General features: G+C 58.5%; 19 protein-coding genes and 1 tRNA gene. 15 read left to right on the top strand and 5 right to left on the bottom strand.

Annotated features, from left to right (window positions below; translation table 11 throughout):
• The first annotated feature begins 105 nt into the window (after positions 1 to 105).
• The 6 genes from ACYSTU_RS14720 to ACYSTU_RS14695 all read left to right on the top strand — a co-directional run bounded on the left by ACYSTU_RS14720 (position 106) and on the right by ACYSTU_RS14695 (position 5,330).
• Positions 106 to 1,170, top strand: coding sequence for an NAD(P)H-dependent flavin oxidoreductase (locus ACYSTU_RS14720; RefSeq protein WP_498999596.1), 1,065 nt, complete (start codon positions 106 to 108; stop codon positions 1,168 to 1,170).
• A gap of 133 nt (positions 1,171 to 1,303) precedes the next feature.
• Complete coding sequence (gene modA / locus ACYSTU_RS14715; RefSeq protein WP_390896814.1) at positions 1,304 to 2,071, top strand: molybdate ABC transporter substrate-binding protein; 768 nt, start codon at positions 1,304 to 1,306, stop codon at positions 2,069 to 2,071.
• Entirely contained in the window at positions 2,072 to 2,752 is a 681-nt protein-coding gene (modB, locus tag ACYSTU_RS14710) for a molybdate ABC transporter permease subunit (RefSeq protein ID WP_122506786.1), read from the top strand.
• A gap of 3 nt (positions 2,753 to 2,755) precedes the next feature.
• Positions 2,756 to 3,835 carry a molybdenum ABC transporter ATP-binding protein gene (gene modC, locus ACYSTU_RS14705; RefSeq protein ID WP_498999592.1) on the top strand — a complete coding sequence of 360 codons (1,080 nt, stop codon included), beginning with the start codon at positions 2,756 to 2,758 and terminating at the stop codon, positions 3,833 to 3,835.
• A gap of 71 nt (positions 3,836 to 3,906) precedes the next feature.
• The gene (locus ACYSTU_RS14700; RefSeq protein WP_073476691.1) at positions 3,907 to 4,944 is read left to right on the top strand and encodes a DNA topoisomerase IB; all 1,038 of its coding nucleotides are present in this window, start codon (positions 3,907 to 3,909) and stop codon (positions 4,942 to 4,944) included.
• Between the two features lie 155 nt (positions 4,945 to 5,099).
• Positions 5,100 to 5,330, top strand: coding sequence for a hypothetical protein (locus ACYSTU_RS14695; protein WP_016774936.1), 231 nt, complete (start codon positions 5,100 to 5,102; stop codon positions 5,328 to 5,330).
• Between the two features lie 67 nt (positions 5,331 to 5,397).
• Here the strand turns inward: ACYSTU_RS14695 and ACYSTU_RS14690 are convergent, their stop codons facing one another.
• The gene (locus ACYSTU_RS14690; RefSeq protein WP_110645428.1) at positions 5,398 to 5,565 is read right to left on the bottom strand and encodes a con-10 family general stress protein; all 168 of its coding nucleotides are present in this window, start codon (positions 5,563 to 5,565) and stop codon (positions 5,398 to 5,400) included.
• A 328-nt stretch (positions 5,566 to 5,893) separates the two neighbouring features.
• Between ACYSTU_RS14690 and ACYSTU_RS14685 the strand changes: the two genes are divergently transcribed.
• The 5 genes from ACYSTU_RS14685 to ACYSTU_RS14665 all read left to right on the top strand — a co-directional run bounded on the left by ACYSTU_RS14685 (position 5,894) and on the right by ACYSTU_RS14665 (position 8,320).
• A complete protein-coding gene (locus tag ACYSTU_RS14685; protein WP_016774938.1) occupies positions 5,894 to 6,070 on the top strand; it encodes a con-10 family general stress protein in 177 nt (58 codons plus the stop codon).
• Positions 6,071 to 6,540: 470 nt separating this feature from the next.
• Positions 6,541 to 6,957, top strand: coding sequence for a con-10 family general stress protein (locus ACYSTU_RS14680; RefSeq protein WP_498999782.1), 417 nt, complete (start codon positions 6,541 to 6,543; stop codon positions 6,955 to 6,957).
• Positions 6,958 to 7,054: 97 nt separating this feature from the next.
• Positions 7,055 to 7,606, top strand: a complete 552-nt coding sequence (locus tag ACYSTU_RS14675) for an ATP-dependent Clp protease proteolytic subunit (RefSeq protein WP_073476696.1) — start codon at positions 7,055 to 7,057, stop codon at positions 7,604 to 7,606.
• 208 nt (positions 7,607 to 7,814) lie between these two features.
• Positions 7,815 to 8,072, top strand: a complete 258-nt coding sequence (locus tag ACYSTU_RS14670; protein ID WP_016774941.1) for a DUF6555 family protein — start codon at positions 7,815 to 7,817, stop codon at positions 8,070 to 8,072.
• On the top strand, positions 8,069 to 8,320 hold the full coding sequence (locus ACYSTU_RS14665) for a hypothetical protein (RefSeq protein WP_016774942.1): 252 nt from the start codon (positions 8,069 to 8,071) through the stop codon (positions 8,318 to 8,320). The genes ACYSTU_RS14670 and ACYSTU_RS14665 overlap by 4 nt, the downstream gene beginning before the upstream one ends.
• A gap of 12 nt (positions 8,321 to 8,332) precedes the next feature.
• Here the strand turns inward: ACYSTU_RS14665 and ACYSTU_RS14660 are convergent, their stop codons facing one another.
• Both ACYSTU_RS14660 and ACYSTU_RS14655 read right to left on the bottom strand, forming a co-directional pair.
• Complete coding sequence (locus tag ACYSTU_RS14660) at positions 8,333 to 8,746, bottom strand: cupin domain-containing protein (protein ID WP_217878322.1); 414 nt, start codon at positions 8,744 to 8,746, stop codon at positions 8,333 to 8,335.
• Between the two features lie 123 nt (positions 8,747 to 8,869).
• The gene (locus ACYSTU_RS14655) at positions 8,870 to 9,763 is read right to left on the bottom strand and encodes a transcriptional regulator GcvA (RefSeq protein ID WP_498999584.1); all 894 of its coding nucleotides are present in this window, start codon (positions 9,761 to 9,763) and stop codon (positions 8,870 to 8,872) included.
• Between the two features lie 108 nt (positions 9,764 to 9,871).
• On the opposite strand from ACYSTU_RS14655, the gene gstA reads away from it, so the two are divergent.
• Positions 9,872 to 10,483 carry a glutathione transferase GstA gene (gene gstA / locus ACYSTU_RS14650; protein WP_217878324.1) on the top strand — a complete coding sequence of 204 codons (612 nt, stop codon included), beginning with the start codon at positions 9,872 to 9,874 and terminating at the stop codon, positions 10,481 to 10,483.
• 72 nt (positions 10,484 to 10,555) lie between these two features.
• Positions 10,556 to 10,936, top strand: coding sequence for a RidA family protein (locus ACYSTU_RS14645; RefSeq protein WP_016774944.1), 381 nt, complete (start codon positions 10,556 to 10,558; stop codon positions 10,934 to 10,936).
• A gap of 166 nt (positions 10,937 to 11,102) precedes the next feature.
• Here ACYSTU_RS14645 and ACYSTU_RS14640 read toward each other — a convergent pair whose 3' ends face one another.
• On the bottom strand, positions 11,103 to 11,579 hold the full coding sequence (locus tag ACYSTU_RS14640; RefSeq protein WP_498999580.1) for a hypothetical protein: 477 nt from the start codon (positions 11,577 to 11,579) through the stop codon (positions 11,103 to 11,105).
• A gap of 224 nt (positions 11,580 to 11,803) precedes the next feature.
• Here ACYSTU_RS14640 and ACYSTU_RS14635 point away from each other — a divergent pair, with 224 nt between their 5' ends.
• On the top strand, positions 11,804 to 13,792 hold the full coding sequence (locus ACYSTU_RS14635) for a peptidase U32 family protein (RefSeq protein ID WP_498999577.1): 1,989 nt from the start codon (positions 11,804 to 11,806) through the stop codon (positions 13,790 to 13,792).
• 113 nt (positions 13,793 to 13,905) lie between these two features.
• On the opposite strand, the gene ACYSTU_RS14630 is transcribed toward ACYSTU_RS14635, so the two are convergent.
• Positions 13,906 to 13,980: transfer RNA gene (locus tag ACYSTU_RS14630), tRNA-Gln, on the bottom strand.
• Between the two features lie 306 nt (positions 13,981 to 14,286).
• Between ACYSTU_RS14630 and ACYSTU_RS14625 the strand changes: the two genes are divergently transcribed.
• Complete coding sequence (locus tag ACYSTU_RS14625) at positions 14,287 to 15,321, top strand: alpha/beta fold hydrolase (protein WP_498999575.1); 1,035 nt, start codon at positions 14,287 to 14,289, stop codon at positions 15,319 to 15,321.
• The last annotated feature ends 141 nt before the right edge of the window (positions 15,322 to 15,462 follow it).

Here is a 15,462-nt window from a genome sequence, read left to right as displayed (position 1 = left end):
AAAACTGCACGTAATGTTCAGAATTTCAGACTGGCCCCGCATCCGGTTTTGCTGTTAAAAACCGCGTGCCGTCCCTGCCCGTTTCATCGTTCGGAGAATTGCTTTATGAGCCAGTGGCCAGACACCCGCATCCTTGATCTTCTCGGGATCGAACTGCCGATCATCCAGGGCCCGATGGCCGGGGCGACCAACTCTTCGATGGTGATTGCCGTGTGCAATGCTGGCGGCCTCGGTTCAATGCCGGCAGCGATGCTGAGCAGCGAGCAACTGCGCGAAGAACTGAAGACGATTCGCCAGCACACCACCAAGCCGTTCAACGTCAATTTCTTCTGCCACCAGCCACCGGCGCCAGATGAACAGCGAGCCCGGGACTGGAAAAATCTGCTCGAACCTTACTACCGCGAACTCGGTGCCGATTTCGAGGCGCCGACGCCGGTGTCCAATCGCGCACCGTTTGACGAGGCCGCGTGTGCCGTGCTCGAAGAATTCCGTCCCGAAGTGGTGAGTTTTCATTTCGGGCTGCCGGAGAAAAATCTGCTCGATCGGGTCAAGGCGACCGGGGCGAAAATCCTTTCGTCTGCGACTACGGTCGAAGAAGCGATCTGGCTGGAGCAACACGGCTGCGATGCGATCATCGCCATGGGTTATGAGGCCGGTGGCCATCGCGGGATGTTTCTCAGCGATGATCTGAGCACCCAGGTCGGCACCTTCGCCCTGGTGCCGCAGGTGGTCGACGCGGTGAAAGTGCCGGTGATCGCGGCGGGTGCGATCAGCGATGCGCGGGGTGTTGCAGCGGCGTTGATGCTCGGCGCCTCGGCGGTGCAAGTCGGCACGGCGTACCTGTTCACGCCGGAAGCCAAAGTCAGCGCCTCACACCACAAGGCCCTGCGCACCGCCAAGGAAAGCCAGACCGCCATCACCAACATTTTTACCGGACGTCCGGCGCGGGGCATTGTCAATCGGGCGATGCGTGAACTCGGCCCGATGTCAGCGCAGGCGCCGGCCTTCCCGTTGGCTGGCGGTGCCCTGATGCCGCTGCGGGCCAAGGATGACGCCGACTTTGCCAACCTCTGGGCCGGACAGGCGCTTACGCTCGGCAAGGATATCGGCAGCGCTGAACTGACCCGGCAACTCGCCGAAGGCGCCTTGGCAAAACTCAACCGTCATTGAATTTACGCGGCGAGCGGATTTATTCCCTCGCCACTTGGCGGCGTATCGCTATATATTTCCGTATACAGCGATTGCGCCCGTGTATCGGCGTTATCCAAAGCAAAGCATTTACCGCCGATCACGGAGCCTTTACATGACACTTGCTGCCACACGCCTCGCCCCTGCCTGCTTCGCTTCACTCCTCGCAATGTTCAGCATGGGCGCCGCGCAGGCTGACGAAGTGCAAGTGGCGGTCGCCGCCAACTTCACCGCGCCAATCCAGGCGATCGCTGCCGACTTCGAAAAAGACACCGGCCACAAACTGGTCGCCGCTTACGGCGCCACTGGCCAGTTCTACACCCAGATCAAGAATGGCGCACCGTTCCAAGTGTTTCTCGCTGCTGACGACGCGACCCCGGCAAAGCTTGAGCAGGAAGGCGAAACCGTCAAAGGTTCGCGCTTCACCTACGCCATCGGCACGCTAGCGCTGTGGTCAGCGAAAGAAGGCTACGTAGATGCGCAGGGCAAAGTGTTGAAAACCAACCAATACCAACACCTTGCGATCGCCAATCCAAAAGCCGCGCCATACGGTCTCGCCGCCACCCAGGTGCTGGAAAAACTCCAGTTGAGCGAAGCCACGAAAAGCAAAATCGTCGAAGGCCAGAACATCACGCAGGCCTACCAGTTTGTCTCCACCGGCAACGCCGAACTGGGCTTCGTCGCCCTGTCGCAAATCTATAAGAACGGCAAGGTCAGCAGCGGCTCGGCATGGATTGTTCCGGCCATCCTGCATGATCCGATCAAACAGGACGCGGTGATTTTGAACAATGGTAAGGACAGCGCTGCTGCCAAGGCGCTGGTCGATTACCTCAAAGGTCCGAAAGCCGCTGCGGTGATCAAATCCTTCGGATATGAACTGTAAATGTCACTGACCAGTGCCGACTTCGCCGCGATCTGGCTGACCCTGAAACTGGCGTCACTGACCACTGCGATCCTGCTGGTGATCGGCACGCCGATCGCGCTGTGGCTATCGCGCACCTCGTCGTGGTTGCGCGGGCCGATCGGCGCCATCGTTGCCCTGCCGCTGGTGCTGCCGCCGACGGTGATCGGTTTTTATCTGCTGCTGGCACTGGGGCCGCACGGTTTTCTCGGTCAGTTCACTCAATGGCTGGGGCTGGGCACGTTGACGTTCAGTTTCACCGGGCTGGTCATCGGTTCGGTGATCTACTCCATGCCGTTCGTGGTGCAACCGCTGCAAAACGCTTTCTCGGCAATTGGCACCCGCCCGCTCGAAGTCGCGGCGACCTTGCGCGCCAATCCCTGGGACACGTTCTTCAGCGTGATCCTGCCACTGGCGCGCCCCGGCTTCATCACCGCAGCGATCCTCGGCTTCGCCCACACCGTGGGTGAATTCGGCGTGGTGCTGATGATCGGCGGCAACATCCCCGACAAGACCCGCGTGGTCTCGGTGCAGATTTACGACCATGTCGAAGCGCTGGAATATGCCCAGGCGCACTGGCTGTCTGCGGCGATGCTGGTGTTTTCGTTTCTGGTGTTGCTGGCGCTGTACTCCAGCCGCAAGACCCGCGCAGGCTGGAGCTGATCGATGATTGATGTACGCCTGAAACGCACTTATCCGGGGTTTGAACTGGATGTCGATCTGCAAGTGCCGGGCCGCGGCGTCACCGCGCTGTTTGGTGATTCCGGCTCGGGCAAAACCACCTGTCTGCGCTGCATCGCCGGGCTGGAGCGCGCCGAGGAGGGTTTTGTGCAGATCAACGACGAGATCTGGCAGGACAGTGCCAAGGGCATTTTCGTCCCGCCGCACAAGCGTGCGCTTGGCTATGTGTTTCAGGAAGCCAGCCTGTTCCCGCATCTTTCGGTGCTGGCCAATCTGGAGTTTGGTCTCAAACGCATCGCCAGGTCGCAACGCCGGGTCGATATGAACCAGGCCACAGAACTCCTCGGTATCAGCCATTTGCTCGAGCGTCATCCACAGCATCTGTCCGGCGGCGAACGACAGCGCGTCGGCATCGCCCGCGCCCTGCTGACCAGCCCGAAACTGTTGCTGATGGACGAACCGCTGGCGGCTCTCGACAGCCGGCGCAAGAGCGAAATCCTCCCATACCTGCAACGCCTGCACGACGAACTGGATATTCCGCTGTTGTACGTCAGCCATGCGCAGGATGAAGTCGCACGTCTGGCCGATCATTTGGTATTGCTCCGTGATGGCAAAGCCCTCGCCAGCGGCCCGATCGGCGAGACCCTCGCACGCCTGGATCTGCCCTTGGCAATGGGCGATGACGCCGGGGTAATCATCGAAGGCCAGGTCAGCGCCTACGACGCCACCTATCAATTGCTCAGCCTGCAACTGCCGGCCACTGCAATGAACATTCGCGTCACCCATGCGCCGATGGCCGTGGGCCAGGCCCTGCGCTGCAAAGTGCACGCGCGCGACATCAGCCTGGCGCTGAACAACGATGCAGCCAGCAGCATTCTCAATCGTCTGCCCGTTACGGTCGTCAGCGAACAGGCCGCTGACAACAGTGCCCATGTGCTGATCCGCCTCGATGCCGGGGGCACGCCGCTGCTGGCGCGGATCACCCGCTTCTCGCGTGATCAACTGGGCGTGCATCCGGGCCAGCGGCTGTGGGCGCAGATCAAGGCGGTGGCGGTGCTCGCGTAAATCATTCGGCACGACGGCCGGCGCCTGCGGTCAATCAGTTACAGACTGCCGTATGACCGAAGGAAACCGCCATGCCCGATACCGTGCTGACAGATGCTCTGCCCGCCGATCTGCATTATGTCGATGACACTCAGCCTGGTATCACCCGGAAAAAACTGCGCGGCAAGTTCGTCTATTTCGAACCATCGGGCCAGCGCATCACCGACCCGGACGAAATCAAACGCATCAACGCCCTCGCGGTACCACCGGCCTACACCGATGTGTGGATCTGCGCTGATCCGTGCGGCCATCTGCAAGCCACCGGCCGCGATGCGCGCGGGCGCAAGCAATACCGTTACCACGCGCGCTGGCGCGAAGTGCGCGACGCCGACAAATACTCGCGCCTGCGCGACTTCGGCATGGCCCTGCCCAAACTGCGGCGCAAGCTCGAGGCGCTGCTCGATGAGCCGGGCTTCAGCCGCGACAAGGTCATGGCCACGGTGATTACCTTGCTCGACGCCACGCTGATCCGCGTCGGCAATACCCAATACGCACGGGACAATCGCTCTTACGGTTTGACCACGTTGCGCAGTCGGCATGTCGAGGTCAACGGCAGCGCGATCCTGTTCCAGTTCCGTGGCAAGAGCGGCATCGAGCATCAGATCACCGTTAAGGACCGCCGCCTGGCGCGAATCATCAAGCGCTGTCTGGAAATTCCCGGGCAAAACCTGTTTCAGTATCTTGATGAAAATGGCGAACGGCACACCGTCACCTCCTCCGACGTCAATGCCTATCTGCAAAAGCTCACCGGCGCGGCGTTCACCGCCAAGGACTATCGCACCTGGGCGGGCAGCGCCCTGGCGTTGTCGGTGCTGCGCGAGTTGCAGCATGAGTCGGAAACCGAAGCCAAGCGCCATGTGGTAGAAGCGGTGAAGAACGTCGCCAAACAGCTGGGCAACACGCCGGCGGTGTGCCGCAAGTGCTACATCCACCCCGCAGTGGTCGAACATTTCATGCTCGGCGCCCTCGCCGAACTGCCCCGTCCGCGCGTGCGCAAAGGCCTGCGCGCCGAGGAAGTAGCCTTGGCGATGTTTCTCGAGCGGATGTGTGAGGTAAGCGAGGCGTCTTGATCTCCAGCGTAACGCTCGCTCCTACAAAGGTTTGCCGACGAGTTGAACTGGGTATTTTTTGCACGATCACACAGGTCTTCTATAGTTGATCTGAAGGTTCGCGCCACGCGGACTTTTTGTTGCAACTCAGCCGTTTCAGCGAACGGAGGTGTTTCATGTCCGAAAAAGAGTCCATCACCACCCTCCTCACCCTGCTCGACGCCCGCCAGGCGCGCCTCGCAGCCGCCTGCAAAGAGATTGCCGACTGGGTCGATCATCAGGGCGGGCATCCGACAGCTTTGCGCATTCGCGACCGGCTGCACGACATTGAAAAGGATGCGCCGCTGATTCGCGATACGCTCTCGACGCTCAAACCGATCGACCGGCCGTTGCCACGGTTCAGATAGGCCTCCGCGTAGCAGTCCTCTCTGCATCGGCGCAGAGAGGACGCCGATTGGTACTTTTCCGACCGACTCAGTCGCCCTTGCCGGTACGGCCGCCTCCATGGCTGTGCTGCCCGCCGACGCGTGCCTTCTCGGCCCGATCAACTTTCACGTTGACTGGACTCTCGCCTTTCTTGCCGGCTTCCTTGATTTTCTGTGGGTCTTCAGCGAACGGTTGATCCTTGTGATGATTGGTCATCTCAATGTCCTCAGAATAGTTATATACATACACTTAACAGACTCTAGTTTCAGCCGATTACAGTTCAACTTCGCACCGACAAATGGTCAGAATTCCGAAGCGAAGCGGTAACAAACTCCAACCTCTTTTGCACATCAACCAGCAACTCGAAAAGTTATACGAAGCGACGCAGAAAACAGCAGGCTGTATAAGTTTCATCACAAAGTTACCGTTCATCGGCCTGAGGAAAAATTTTCAAAACATTTTTCGCCGGCTCGTAATCGGAGTAGATGTCCGGTGCGACAACGGACATAACTAGCGAAACGTTAATTGATATCGGAGAGCTATCATGACCACAGGAAATAAAAATCCAGGTAACTTCGCAAACGATCGTGAAAAGGCATCTGAGGCCGGCAAGAAAGGCGGTCAGTCGTCGGGCGGCAACTTTGCCAATGATCGTGAAAAAGCATCCGAGGCTGGCCGCAAAGGCGGGCAGAACAGCCACGGCGGCGGTCGCAAGTCCTGAGCAAGCGGTACAAGGGCAGCCTCGCTGCCCTTTGAAATCAGCTGATGGAGCGTAATCATGAGAACGGTACCGGCTTTTGCACGAGGCGAAGTGCAACGAAACAAGGGAGCGGAAGTGTATCCCGAAGCAGCGCGCAGTTCGCACGTGACCAGGTCGGACAGTCCGTCGGTGTCACCTTGTGTCGAACGACAGCAAATCAGTCCAAGGCACCGGGAAAGTGTTCAGCAGGAATGTTATGAACGCCGGGAACTTGCAGTAAATTCTGAAAACTCCCGGACACCGGATACAACGCCGACTTATGAGCGCTCCTCTTAGCACAAAGGTCTAACTTGTAATCACAAGACAAGCCAGACCAACTAAAGCAAACGACATCAGTAAACTTTATGAGCATTTCGCGAACAACGACGGCACGTAGTTTGTGCATCCTTGATTCGCCGAGTGCCTATATAGAGAAAATGAGGAAGTTTGAAATGGCACAAGATAAACAACAAGGCAGCATGTCGGTTAACGAAGCAGGCAAGAAAGGTGGTGATGCCACTTCGGCTTCGCACGATAAAGAGTTCTATCAGGAAATCGGCAGTAAAGGCGGCCAGAACAGTGGCGGCAACTTCAAGAATGATCCTGAGCGCGCCTCCGAAGCCGGGAGCAAAGGTGGCCAGAACAGCGGTGGCAATTTTGCTAACGATCGGGAAAAAGCCTCTGAAGCTGGCAGCAAGGGCGGCCAGAGCAGCGGCGGCAACTTTGCCAACGATCGGGAAAAAGCCTCTGAAGCTGGCAGCAAGGGCGGCCAGAGCAGCGGCGGCAACTTTGCCAACGATCGGGAAAAAGCCTCTGAAGCTGGACAGAAAGGTGGTCAAAACAGCCATGGTGGCGGGCGCAACAGTTGATGCGTCGGGTGCAGGGGAGCGCGGCTCCCCTGCCCACTTTCATTCAAGCGAAATTACAGCTATTGCTTAGGAGTCCTGACCAGCCGAGGGAATCGCCATGCCTGTTCATGTCATCAACTTCACCGGCCCGATCAATGCCTCGACGTGCGGCCAATTGATCGATAAAGCCTCGCTCGCCGTAAAGGAAGATGCACCGCGACTGATCGTCAACATCGCCACCATGGGCGGCGAATGCAGTTACGGTTTCACGATGTACAACTTCCTGTTGGCCCTGCCTATTCCGGTACACACCCACAATTTGGGAACGGTCGAATCGATGGGCAACATTGTCTTTCTGGCCGGCCAGCGCCGCACCGCCTGTACCCACAGCAAGTTTCTGTTTCACCCATTTCATTGGCACCTGCAAGGTTCGGTCGATCACTCGCGCATGTCGGAATACGCCATGAGCCTGGATTACGACTTGCACCTCTACGCCCAGATTGTCGCCGAGCGTACGAGCAACGGAAAAAATGCGCTGGAGACAGAGAAATATCTGACAGCAGCGCCGCGCATCATCAATCCTGAAGAAGCCATGCATTCAGGCCTTATTACGGCGATTGAAGACACCGAGGTTCACGCGGACTTTGTCTGCTCGTGCATCTACTCCTGAATCGTCCCACTTGATAACGCGTCGTAGCGGGCGCGTTCCTGTCTTAACAGGCGTCAATTCAGCCAAAAATTCCAGACGAACTTGTACAGAATCGATCTGCCGTACAGGCCTGCAAAGCGCCCAACCAGCCGGTCATCACGCCCGTTTCAATTTCTCTGAATTATTCATTTCGCCAGATATCCCTCTTCTTAACAGCCGGAGGAAATGTATGAGCGGAGAGGATTTGTACGTGATTGATTACCTGCTTCACGGGAAGCCCAGGTCATTCGTCATTCGCACAAAAACCATGAACAATGCCGAAGCGTGGCAGTGGGCAAGTTGTGACGCGGGTATCGCGCCCATCCCCCGCCCCGGCCGACCTCCGTTGAAACGTTTTTCCAAGCCGATGGCGGAACGCTTTGGCGTGACCGAGGTGCAATGGCGAGAATCAGTACCTTTGGTCTGGGAGGAGGATCACGTGAAATGACAGAACGCACATTGAAATTCGGTTTCGGCCGCTCGTGGGATGACGAGATGGCGGAAAATACCGCGATGTTCCGCGAGGCCGATCTGCTCGAAGAAGCGGCTTACAGGATCATCGAGAACGACACGGACAATCCTGAAGCCTGGGCCCGTTTCAGCGAAGCCAAGGCTATGGCCGACGCCAAACGAACGGCGGCCTATCAGGACTGGATGCGCATCAAGCGCGCGATGAGCAAGCCGCGCTCGAAATAGCGGACTGGCGCCTCATGGCTTGAGGATCAGTAGCGGTTCGCCTTTCGGGACGACGTAAGTGGCCAGTTCGACGCCTTTCTCGTTGCCAACGTTTTTGGCCACATGCGCAACGCCCGCCGGAATGAACAACGAATCGCCGGCCTTGAGTATCACCGGCGCCCGCCCTTCGAGCTGATACTCGAACGTGCCGCTGATGACATAGGCGACTTCCACGCCGGGATGAGCATGCCGAGGTGAAGTGACGCCAGCGTCGAAATCGATACGCGCCTGAATCACTTCGCGATTGTCAGCGCCGAGATCCTGACGAACCAGATCGGTGCGGCTCAGACCTTTCTGCCAGCTGGTTGCTGGCGCATCCGCCGCATGGGCGAAGCCGGTCAGGGAGGCGAAGACAACGGCAGAAGCCAGAAACAGTGAACGGTACATGGTGATGCCCTCTTGAGCGTAGTGTTGGTGTGAGGGCTACTTTGGGCTCGGCATGTAGGGCGGATGTGTCTCGAAGGCGCAGTTTGGTGTTGCCGTGTGTATCGGCTGGGGGTTGATACATGCTTATACAAACGTGTCGCTGGCCACCGCCACAAGCCATTCTCTGAAAGCGCTGATCTTTGGCGATTCAGCGGTTTCATGGGGTGTAACCAAATAGAAACCGAGATCATCCTGCAGGCGCAGGTCGAACGGTGCGACCAATCGGCCCGCACGCAGATCGTCGTTTACATAAGTCGAACGACCGATGCACACGCCCTGCCCGTCAATTGCCGCCTGCACCGCCATCATCGCCAGATCGAAGGTCAGCTTCCCGCCGTCGGCCAACTGCGCAGGCTGGTCGGCGGCGCTGAGCCAGGCCTGCCAGTCGCTGGCGGTGAGGCCGCTAACTTGTACAAGGGTGTGACTGGCCAGATTTTCCGGAGTGTGCAATGTCGTCGCCACTGCTGGACTGCACACGGGAAATACCTCATCGGCCATGAGAAAGTCCGCGCGCAAGCCTTTCCAGTCGCCCCGTCCGTAGCGAATCGCGGCGTCTATGCCTCCTCGGCGAAAATCCACCAGATCGGTGGTCGCACTGATGCGCACATCGATGTCCGGGAACGCCTGCTGAAATGCCGGAAGACGCGGCAAAAGCCATTTCGAAGCAACCGAGACCAGCGTGCTGATGGTCAATACGCTGGACCCGCGCGACTCGAGTAATTGTTGCGTCGAATGGCGCAACGCTTGAAATGCAGAACGCACCCCCGGCAGGTAGGCCTGCCCGTCTTCGCTAAGCGCCAGGCCATCCTTGAGGCGCAGGAACAATGCCAAGCCCAACTCGGCTTCGAGGCGCCTGATCTGGTGACTGATTGCTGTCTGCGTGACGTTCAACTCGGTCGCAGCGGTGGTAAAGCTCATATGTCGAGCCGCCGCTTCGAACGCGCGCAGGCCGTTGAGGGAGGGAAGTCTGGCAGTCATAAGGCTAAGGAGCGCATGAGAATTTGTCATACGCTAGCACTGCAAATGACCTTTGCGGAAGTTTTGCCCGCAGTGGATCGTGGCGCCTCCACTTTCAAGGGACATGCCATGAAACTTTACTTTGCACCGATGACCTGTTCGCTCGCCCCGCATATCGTCCTGCGCGAACTCGGCTTGCCGTTCGAAATGATCCGCGTCAACAACCAGACCAAGCGCACGGCTGACGGCCGTGACTTCCGCGAGATCAATCCGAAAGGCTACGTGGCCGCGCTGCAACTGGATAACGGCGAAGTGCTCACTGAAGGCCCGGCGATCCTGCAGTTTCTCGCCGATCAAGTCCCCGGGAGCGACTTGGCACCTGCCGCAGGTACGTGGCAGCGCGCACGTTTGCAGGAACACCTGAACTTCATCAGCTCTGAGATTCATGCCGCCAGCGCGCCATTGTTCAGCGCGGAAATCCCCGAACCGGTCAAAGCGATTTTTCGGCAAAAACTGTTCAAACGGCTGGATTACCTTGAGGGCACCCTGACGGATCGGGACTATCTGATGGGCGGCTTCGGCGTTGCCGATGCCTACCTGTTCACGGTCCTGAACTGGCTACCGACGTTCAGCATCGACATCAGCGAATGGCCAGCTCTGGCGTCGTACACGCAACGCATCGGCGCGCGGCCCAGTGTGCTTGCGGCAATTGCCGCAGAAGAAGCGACTTTGCCTGTCTGAACGCGCGCGGGCCATGGCCGGAGGGAATCTGTAAACTGCCGCAATCTTCATTCACTCAAACAAGAGATGCCCATGGCCAATCAAGACATCATCTTCACGCCGGATCCCGACACCGATTCGATTTCTTCCGACGTTGCCACCTTCGGCGGCATCATGATTTCCACGCAGATTCCAACCCGCGCCGATGGCAGCCTGGAACTCGGCGGCATCACCGAGCAGAGCGAGTGCACCCTGCAAGCGCTGAAAGTCGCCTTGGAACGTGCTGGCAGTTCGATGGACCGGGTGCTGCACCTGACGATTTACCTGACCGACATGGGCGATCGCGGGGCTTTCAATGAAGTGTACAAACGCTATTTCGCCAAGCCTTGGCCGGTGCGGGCGGCGGTAGGCGTGGCCTCGCTGGCGGTTGAAGGGATGCGTGTGGAAGTGACGGCGATGGCGGCGAAAGGCTGATTTGCGGAAATACTGCGTAGGCTACCTCCACGATTCCGAGGTGCGACATACGCAGTGAAAATACTCAAGGGCGCGCGCCAAACACAGCAGCCACCAGGACGGGGCCGTTTGGCAAGCGCTGGCTCGCCCGTTGAGCGAATTAGCGTCAACGGTCTATTCACAAAACTCAAAGTGGACCGCTAGCTACAACAAACAGTTTACCTTCTGATACCCGGTATGTTTGCCCGCGGTGCTCGACTTCAAAATTGAATGTTGCCGTAATCGAATCGGTACCTTCTTCGTGTTTGCGCGCAAACTCTATCGTTCCTGTTTTCGCATATAAAATTTCATGCGACATAGTCATCACTCCCGCCACGGAACTTCCGAACCCGCCAACTTCATGCGTACCGTCCGTAAGGGAGCGATCTATCACAAATGAAATAATCTCACCCACCTCGTCCGTAAAATATTGACCAATAACGCTGAACGTTTCCTTTGTGCCGAAATAAAGATGCCGAGTAGCGGAGAATATTGGCTTGCCAATGCCCGGATGATTGGGTGAAACGACCGCTTTGTAATACACCTCGGCCTTCTTCTGCGGACGCGATTTAAACGAGGCGAAATCCGAGATACCAATCGTCGCGAAGGCGTTGTTACCGTTCATGATATTAATCTCCAATGTCTTGCGTGATATAGGCCAGAGCGACTTTCCCGCTCCCACCTGATGTTCACGCTTTGGACGCGGACGGACAACTGACAGACTTTACAGTTATGCATTGCCTCGTATTGTGCTAGGTCCTTCGTACCTGATACCGGCACGCTGGTGCCGCCTGGGTGTTTCACAGGTACAATGCGCCCCTTGCCCGTGACCGCCTGACTAAAAAAACTATGTCCTTGCCCAAGCATCACCTGGAATTGCTCAGCCCTGCCCGCGATGTCGCCATTGCCCGCGAGGCCATCCTGCATGGCGCTGACGCCGTGTACATCGGCGGCCCGAGCTTCGGCGCACGCCACAACGCCTGCAACGAAGTCAGCGAAATCGCCGAATTGGTCGAGTTCGCCCGCCGTTACCACGCGCGTATTTTCACCACCATCAATACCATCCTGCACGACAACGAACTGGAGCCGGCGCGCAAGCTGATCCATCAGTTGTATGACGCTGGCGTCGATGCGCTGATCGTCCAGGATCTGGGCGTGATGGCGCTGGACATTCCGCCGATCGAGCTGCACGCCTCGACCCAGACCGACATCCGCACCCTCGAGCGAGCGAAGTTCCTCGATCAGGCCGGTTTCTCCCAGTTGGTGTTGGCCCGCGAGCTGAACCTGAAAGAAATCCGCGCCATCGCCGATGAAACCGATGCCGCCATCGAGTTCTTCATCCACGGCGCGCTGTGCGTGGCCTTCTCCGGCCAGTGCAACATCTCTCACGCGCAAACCGGCCGCAGCGCCAACCGTGGCGACTGCTCCCAGGCCTGCCGCTTGCCCTACACCCTCAAGGATGAAAAGGGTGGCGTGATCGCCTACGAAAAACACCTGCTGTCGATGAAAGACAACAACCAGAGCGCCAACATCCGCGCACTGGTCGAGGCCGGCGTGCGTTCGTTCAAGATCGAAGGTCGCTACAAGGACATGGGCTATGTGAAAAACATCACTGCCTATTACCGCCAGCGCCTCGACGACGTGCTTGAAGACCGCCCGGACCTGGCACGCGCTTCCAGCGGCCGTACTGTGCATTTTTTCCTGCCCGATCCGGAAAAGACCTTCCACCGTGGCAGCACCGATTATTTCGTCACTGATCGCAAGATCGACATCGGCGCCTTCGATTCGCCAACCTTCACCGGCCTGCCGGTGGGTACGGTGGAAAAAGTCGGCAAGCGTGACATGCAGGTCGTCACCCATGAGCCGCTGTCCAACGGTGACGGTCTGAACGTACTGGTCAAACGCGAAGTGGTCGGTTTCCGCGCCAACATCGCCGAGGCCAAAGGCGAGTTCGAAGAAGACGGCGAGAAGCGCTACCGCTACCGCGTCGAGCCGAACGAAATGCCTGAAGGCCTGTTCAAGCTGCGTCCGAGCCACCCGTTGAATCGCAACCTCGATCACAACTGGCAGCAGGCGTTGCAGAAGACCTCTTCGGAACGTCGTGTGGCCCTGAGCTGGTTCGCTCGTCTGCGCGAAGAACAGCTGGAAGTGACCGCGACCAGCGAAGAAGGCATCAGCGCCAGCGTCACCCTCAACGGGCCGTTCGGCGTCGCCAACAAGCCTGAGCAAGCGCTGGAGCAATTGCGCGACCTCCTCGGTCAGCTCGGCACCACGCAGTACCACGCCACCGACATCAAGCTGGATGCGCCGCAAGCGTTCTTCATTCCCAACTCGCAGCTCAAGTCCCTGCGTCGTGAAGTGATCGAAGCGCTGACGGCGGCCCGCGTCGCCGCGCATCCGCGTGGCAGCCGCAAGGCCGAAACCACGCCGCCGCCGGTGTACCCGGATTCGCACCTGACCTTCCTCGCCAACGTCTACAACCAGAAGGCGCGCGACTTCTACCACCGTCACGGCGTCAAGCTGATCGACGCGGCGTACGAAGCTCACGAAGAGCCGGGCGAAGTGCCAGTGATGATCACCAAGCACTGCCTGCGGTTCTCCTTCAACCTGTGCCCGAAACAGGCCAAAGGCGTCACCGGTGTGCGTACCAAGGTCGCGCCGATGCAGTTGATCCACGGCGATGAGGTGCTGACGCTGAAGTTCGATTGCAAGCCGTGCGAGATGCACATCATCGGCAAGATGAAAGGCCACATCCTCAATCTGCCGCAGCCGGGCAGCGTGGTCGGCCACATCAGCCCTGAAGACCTGATGAAAACCATCCCGCGCGCACCGCACTGAGTGACCGGCGTGCGCGGTGCTTCGGCAACGCGCACGCCTGCTTGGCTCAAGCGCGGTAAATCGCAGGCATAAAAAAACGCCAACTTCTTGCGAAGTTGGCGTTTTTTCGTAGATGGCAGGGGCGGCTGGATTCGAACCAACGCATGGCAGGATCAAAACCTGCTGCCTTACCGCTTGGCGACGCCCCTGTAGCTCTGGTCAGCGGCTCCGTTAGGATCGCTGTGAGAACGGGGCGCAATTTAACAACATTCATTTCGTTTGGGAAGCCCGAGATGAAATATTTTTTGTTTTAAAACAGCGACTTATTATTTTCGCGCGAAAACAATGGGTTTCGCCTCCGTGTAACACACTGTGTACGCGCCCCGCCGCCATACACGCCCTTGCAAAACTGCCGTCCGGGGACACAGATCGGATACCTCGCTACGCTTCAATGCACCCAGGGTTTCAAGGTTCATCCAGCCCCTTGGCCACAGGCTCGCAAAGGAGACGTCAGCATGAAACAGGCTCTGCATACCTCTAAAATCACCGCCGCGCTCGGCTTGTCAGTCCTGGCGCTGTCACTGCTCGGCACCGTCGGCAGCGCTCAGGCGCAAACCACTGAACCGGCCGCCGTCAGCTATTCAGCGCCCTCTCCTTTCGGCCCGCTGAAGCACATCAAGGCAGGCTTGCTCGATGTGGCCTACGCCGAAACCGGTCCTGCCGATGGCCCGGTGGTGATCCTGCTGCACGGCTGGCCCTACGACATTCACAGCTATGACGAAGTCGCACCACTGCTCGCGGCCAAGGGTTACCGCGTGCTGATGCCATATGCACGGGGTTATGGCGACACGCAATTCCTGTCCAAAGCCACTCTGCGCAACGGCCAACCGGCGGCATTGGCCAGCGACATCATCGACTTCATGGACGCGCTGAAAATCAAACAAGCAGTGCTTGGCGGCTACGACTGGGGCGCGCGTTCAGCGGGCATCGTCGCGGCCTTGTGGCCAGAGCGCGTGAAAGCGCTGGTGGCGGTCAGCGGCTATCTGATCGGCAACCAGGCCGCCGGGCAGAATCCACTGCCGCCGAAAGCCGAATTGCAGTGGTGGTACCAGTTCTACTTCGCCACCGAACGCGGCCGCGTTGGCTATGAAAAGAACACCCACGACTTCGCCAAACTGATCTGGCAACTGGCTTCACCGCAATGGAAATTCGACGACGCAACCTTCGACCGCAGTGCCAAAGCGTTGCAGAACCCCGATCACGTCGAGATCACCGTGTTCAACTACCGCTGGCGCCTGGGCCTGGTGCAGGGCGAGGCGAAATATGCCGCGCTGGAAGAGAGGCTTGCGACTGCCCCGTCGATCAGCGTGCCGACGATTACCATGGAAGGCGATGCCAATGGAGCGCCACATCCCAAGCCTGAGGACTATGCCAAGCGTTTTACCGGGAAATATCAATTCAGATTGATTGAGGGTGGGGTTGGGCACAATTTGCCCCAGGAAAGCCCGGCGGCGTTTGCGCAAGCTGTAATCGATGCTGATCGTCTCTGACAGACCCGCCCTCAATACCCCTCACCCTAGCCCTCTCCCGGAGGGAGAGGGAACTGATTGGGGGATATTCGAGATTTACGCCGACCTGAAAGCGCTGTATTGAATCCAAAGTCGACGTCCATCTTTCAGGTCGATGTACAG

The organism is Pseudomonas glycinis (assembly GCF_054871425.1).
The sequence above is the reverse complement of the archived record's forward strand: the minus strand, read 5'-3'. Positions and strand labels throughout refer to the sequence as shown.

Excerpts from the sequence above, each read along its gene's own strand:
- ACYSTU_RS14720 (WP_498999596.1), top strand. The coding sequence starts at position 106 with ATGAGCCAGTGGCCAGACACCCGCATCCTTGATCTTCTCGGGATCGAA.
- modA (WP_390896814.1), top strand. The coding sequence starts at position 1,304 with ATGACACTTGCTGCCACACGCCTCGCCCCTGCCTGCTTCGCTTCACTC.
- modB (WP_122506786.1), top strand. The coding sequence starts at position 2,072 with ATGTCACTGACCAGTGCCGACTTCGCCGCGATCTGGCTGACCCTGAAA.
- modC (WP_498999592.1), top strand. The coding sequence starts at position 2,756 with ATGATTGATGTACGCCTGAAACGCACTTATCCGGGGTTTGAACTGGAT.
- ACYSTU_RS14700 (WP_073476691.1), top strand. The coding sequence starts at position 3,907 with ATGCCCGATACCGTGCTGACAGATGCTCTGCCCGCCGATCTGCATTAT.
- ACYSTU_RS14695 (WP_016774936.1), top strand. The coding sequence starts at position 5,100 with ATGTCCGAAAAAGAGTCCATCACCACCCTCCTCACCCTGCTCGACGCC.
- ACYSTU_RS14690 (WP_110645428.1), bottom strand. The coding sequence starts at position 5,565 with ATGACCAATCATCACAAGGATCAACCGTTCGCTGAAGACCCACAGAAA.
- ACYSTU_RS14685 (WP_016774938.1), top strand. The coding sequence starts at position 5,894 with ATGACCACAGGAAATAAAAATCCAGGTAACTTCGCAAACGATCGTGAA.
- ACYSTU_RS14680 (WP_498999782.1), top strand. The coding sequence starts at position 6,541 with ATGGCACAAGATAAACAACAAGGCAGCATGTCGGTTAACGAAGCAGGC.
- ACYSTU_RS14675 (WP_073476696.1), top strand. The coding sequence starts at position 7,055 with ATGCCTGTTCATGTCATCAACTTCACCGGCCCGATCAATGCCTCGACG.
- ACYSTU_RS14670 (WP_016774941.1), top strand. The coding sequence starts at position 7,815 with ATGAGCGGAGAGGATTTGTACGTGATTGATTACCTGCTTCACGGGAAG.
- ACYSTU_RS14665 (WP_016774942.1), top strand. The coding sequence starts at position 8,069 with ATGACAGAACGCACATTGAAATTCGGTTTCGGCCGCTCGTGGGATGAC.
- ACYSTU_RS14660 (WP_217878322.1), bottom strand. The coding sequence starts at position 8,746 with ATGTACCGTTCACTGTTTCTGGCTTCTGCCGTTGTCTTCGCCTCCCTG.
- ACYSTU_RS14655 (WP_498999584.1), bottom strand. The coding sequence starts at position 9,763 with ATGACTGCCAGACTTCCCTCCCTCAACGGCCTGCGCGCGTTCGAAGCG.
- gstA (WP_217878324.1), top strand. The coding sequence starts at position 9,872 with ATGAAACTTTACTTTGCACCGATGACCTGTTCGCTCGCCCCGCATATC.
- ACYSTU_RS14645 (WP_016774944.1), top strand. The coding sequence starts at position 10,556 with ATGGCCAATCAAGACATCATCTTCACGCCGGATCCCGACACCGATTCG.
- ACYSTU_RS14640 (WP_498999580.1), bottom strand. The coding sequence starts at position 11,579 with ATGAACGGTAACAACGCCTTCGCGACGATTGGTATCTCGGATTTCGCC.
- ACYSTU_RS14635 (WP_498999577.1), top strand. The coding sequence starts at position 11,804 with ATGTCCTTGCCCAAGCATCACCTGGAATTGCTCAGCCCTGCCCGCGAT.
- ACYSTU_RS14625 (WP_498999575.1), top strand. The coding sequence starts at position 14,287 with ATGAAACAGGCTCTGCATACCTCTAAAATCACCGCCGCGCTCGGCTTG.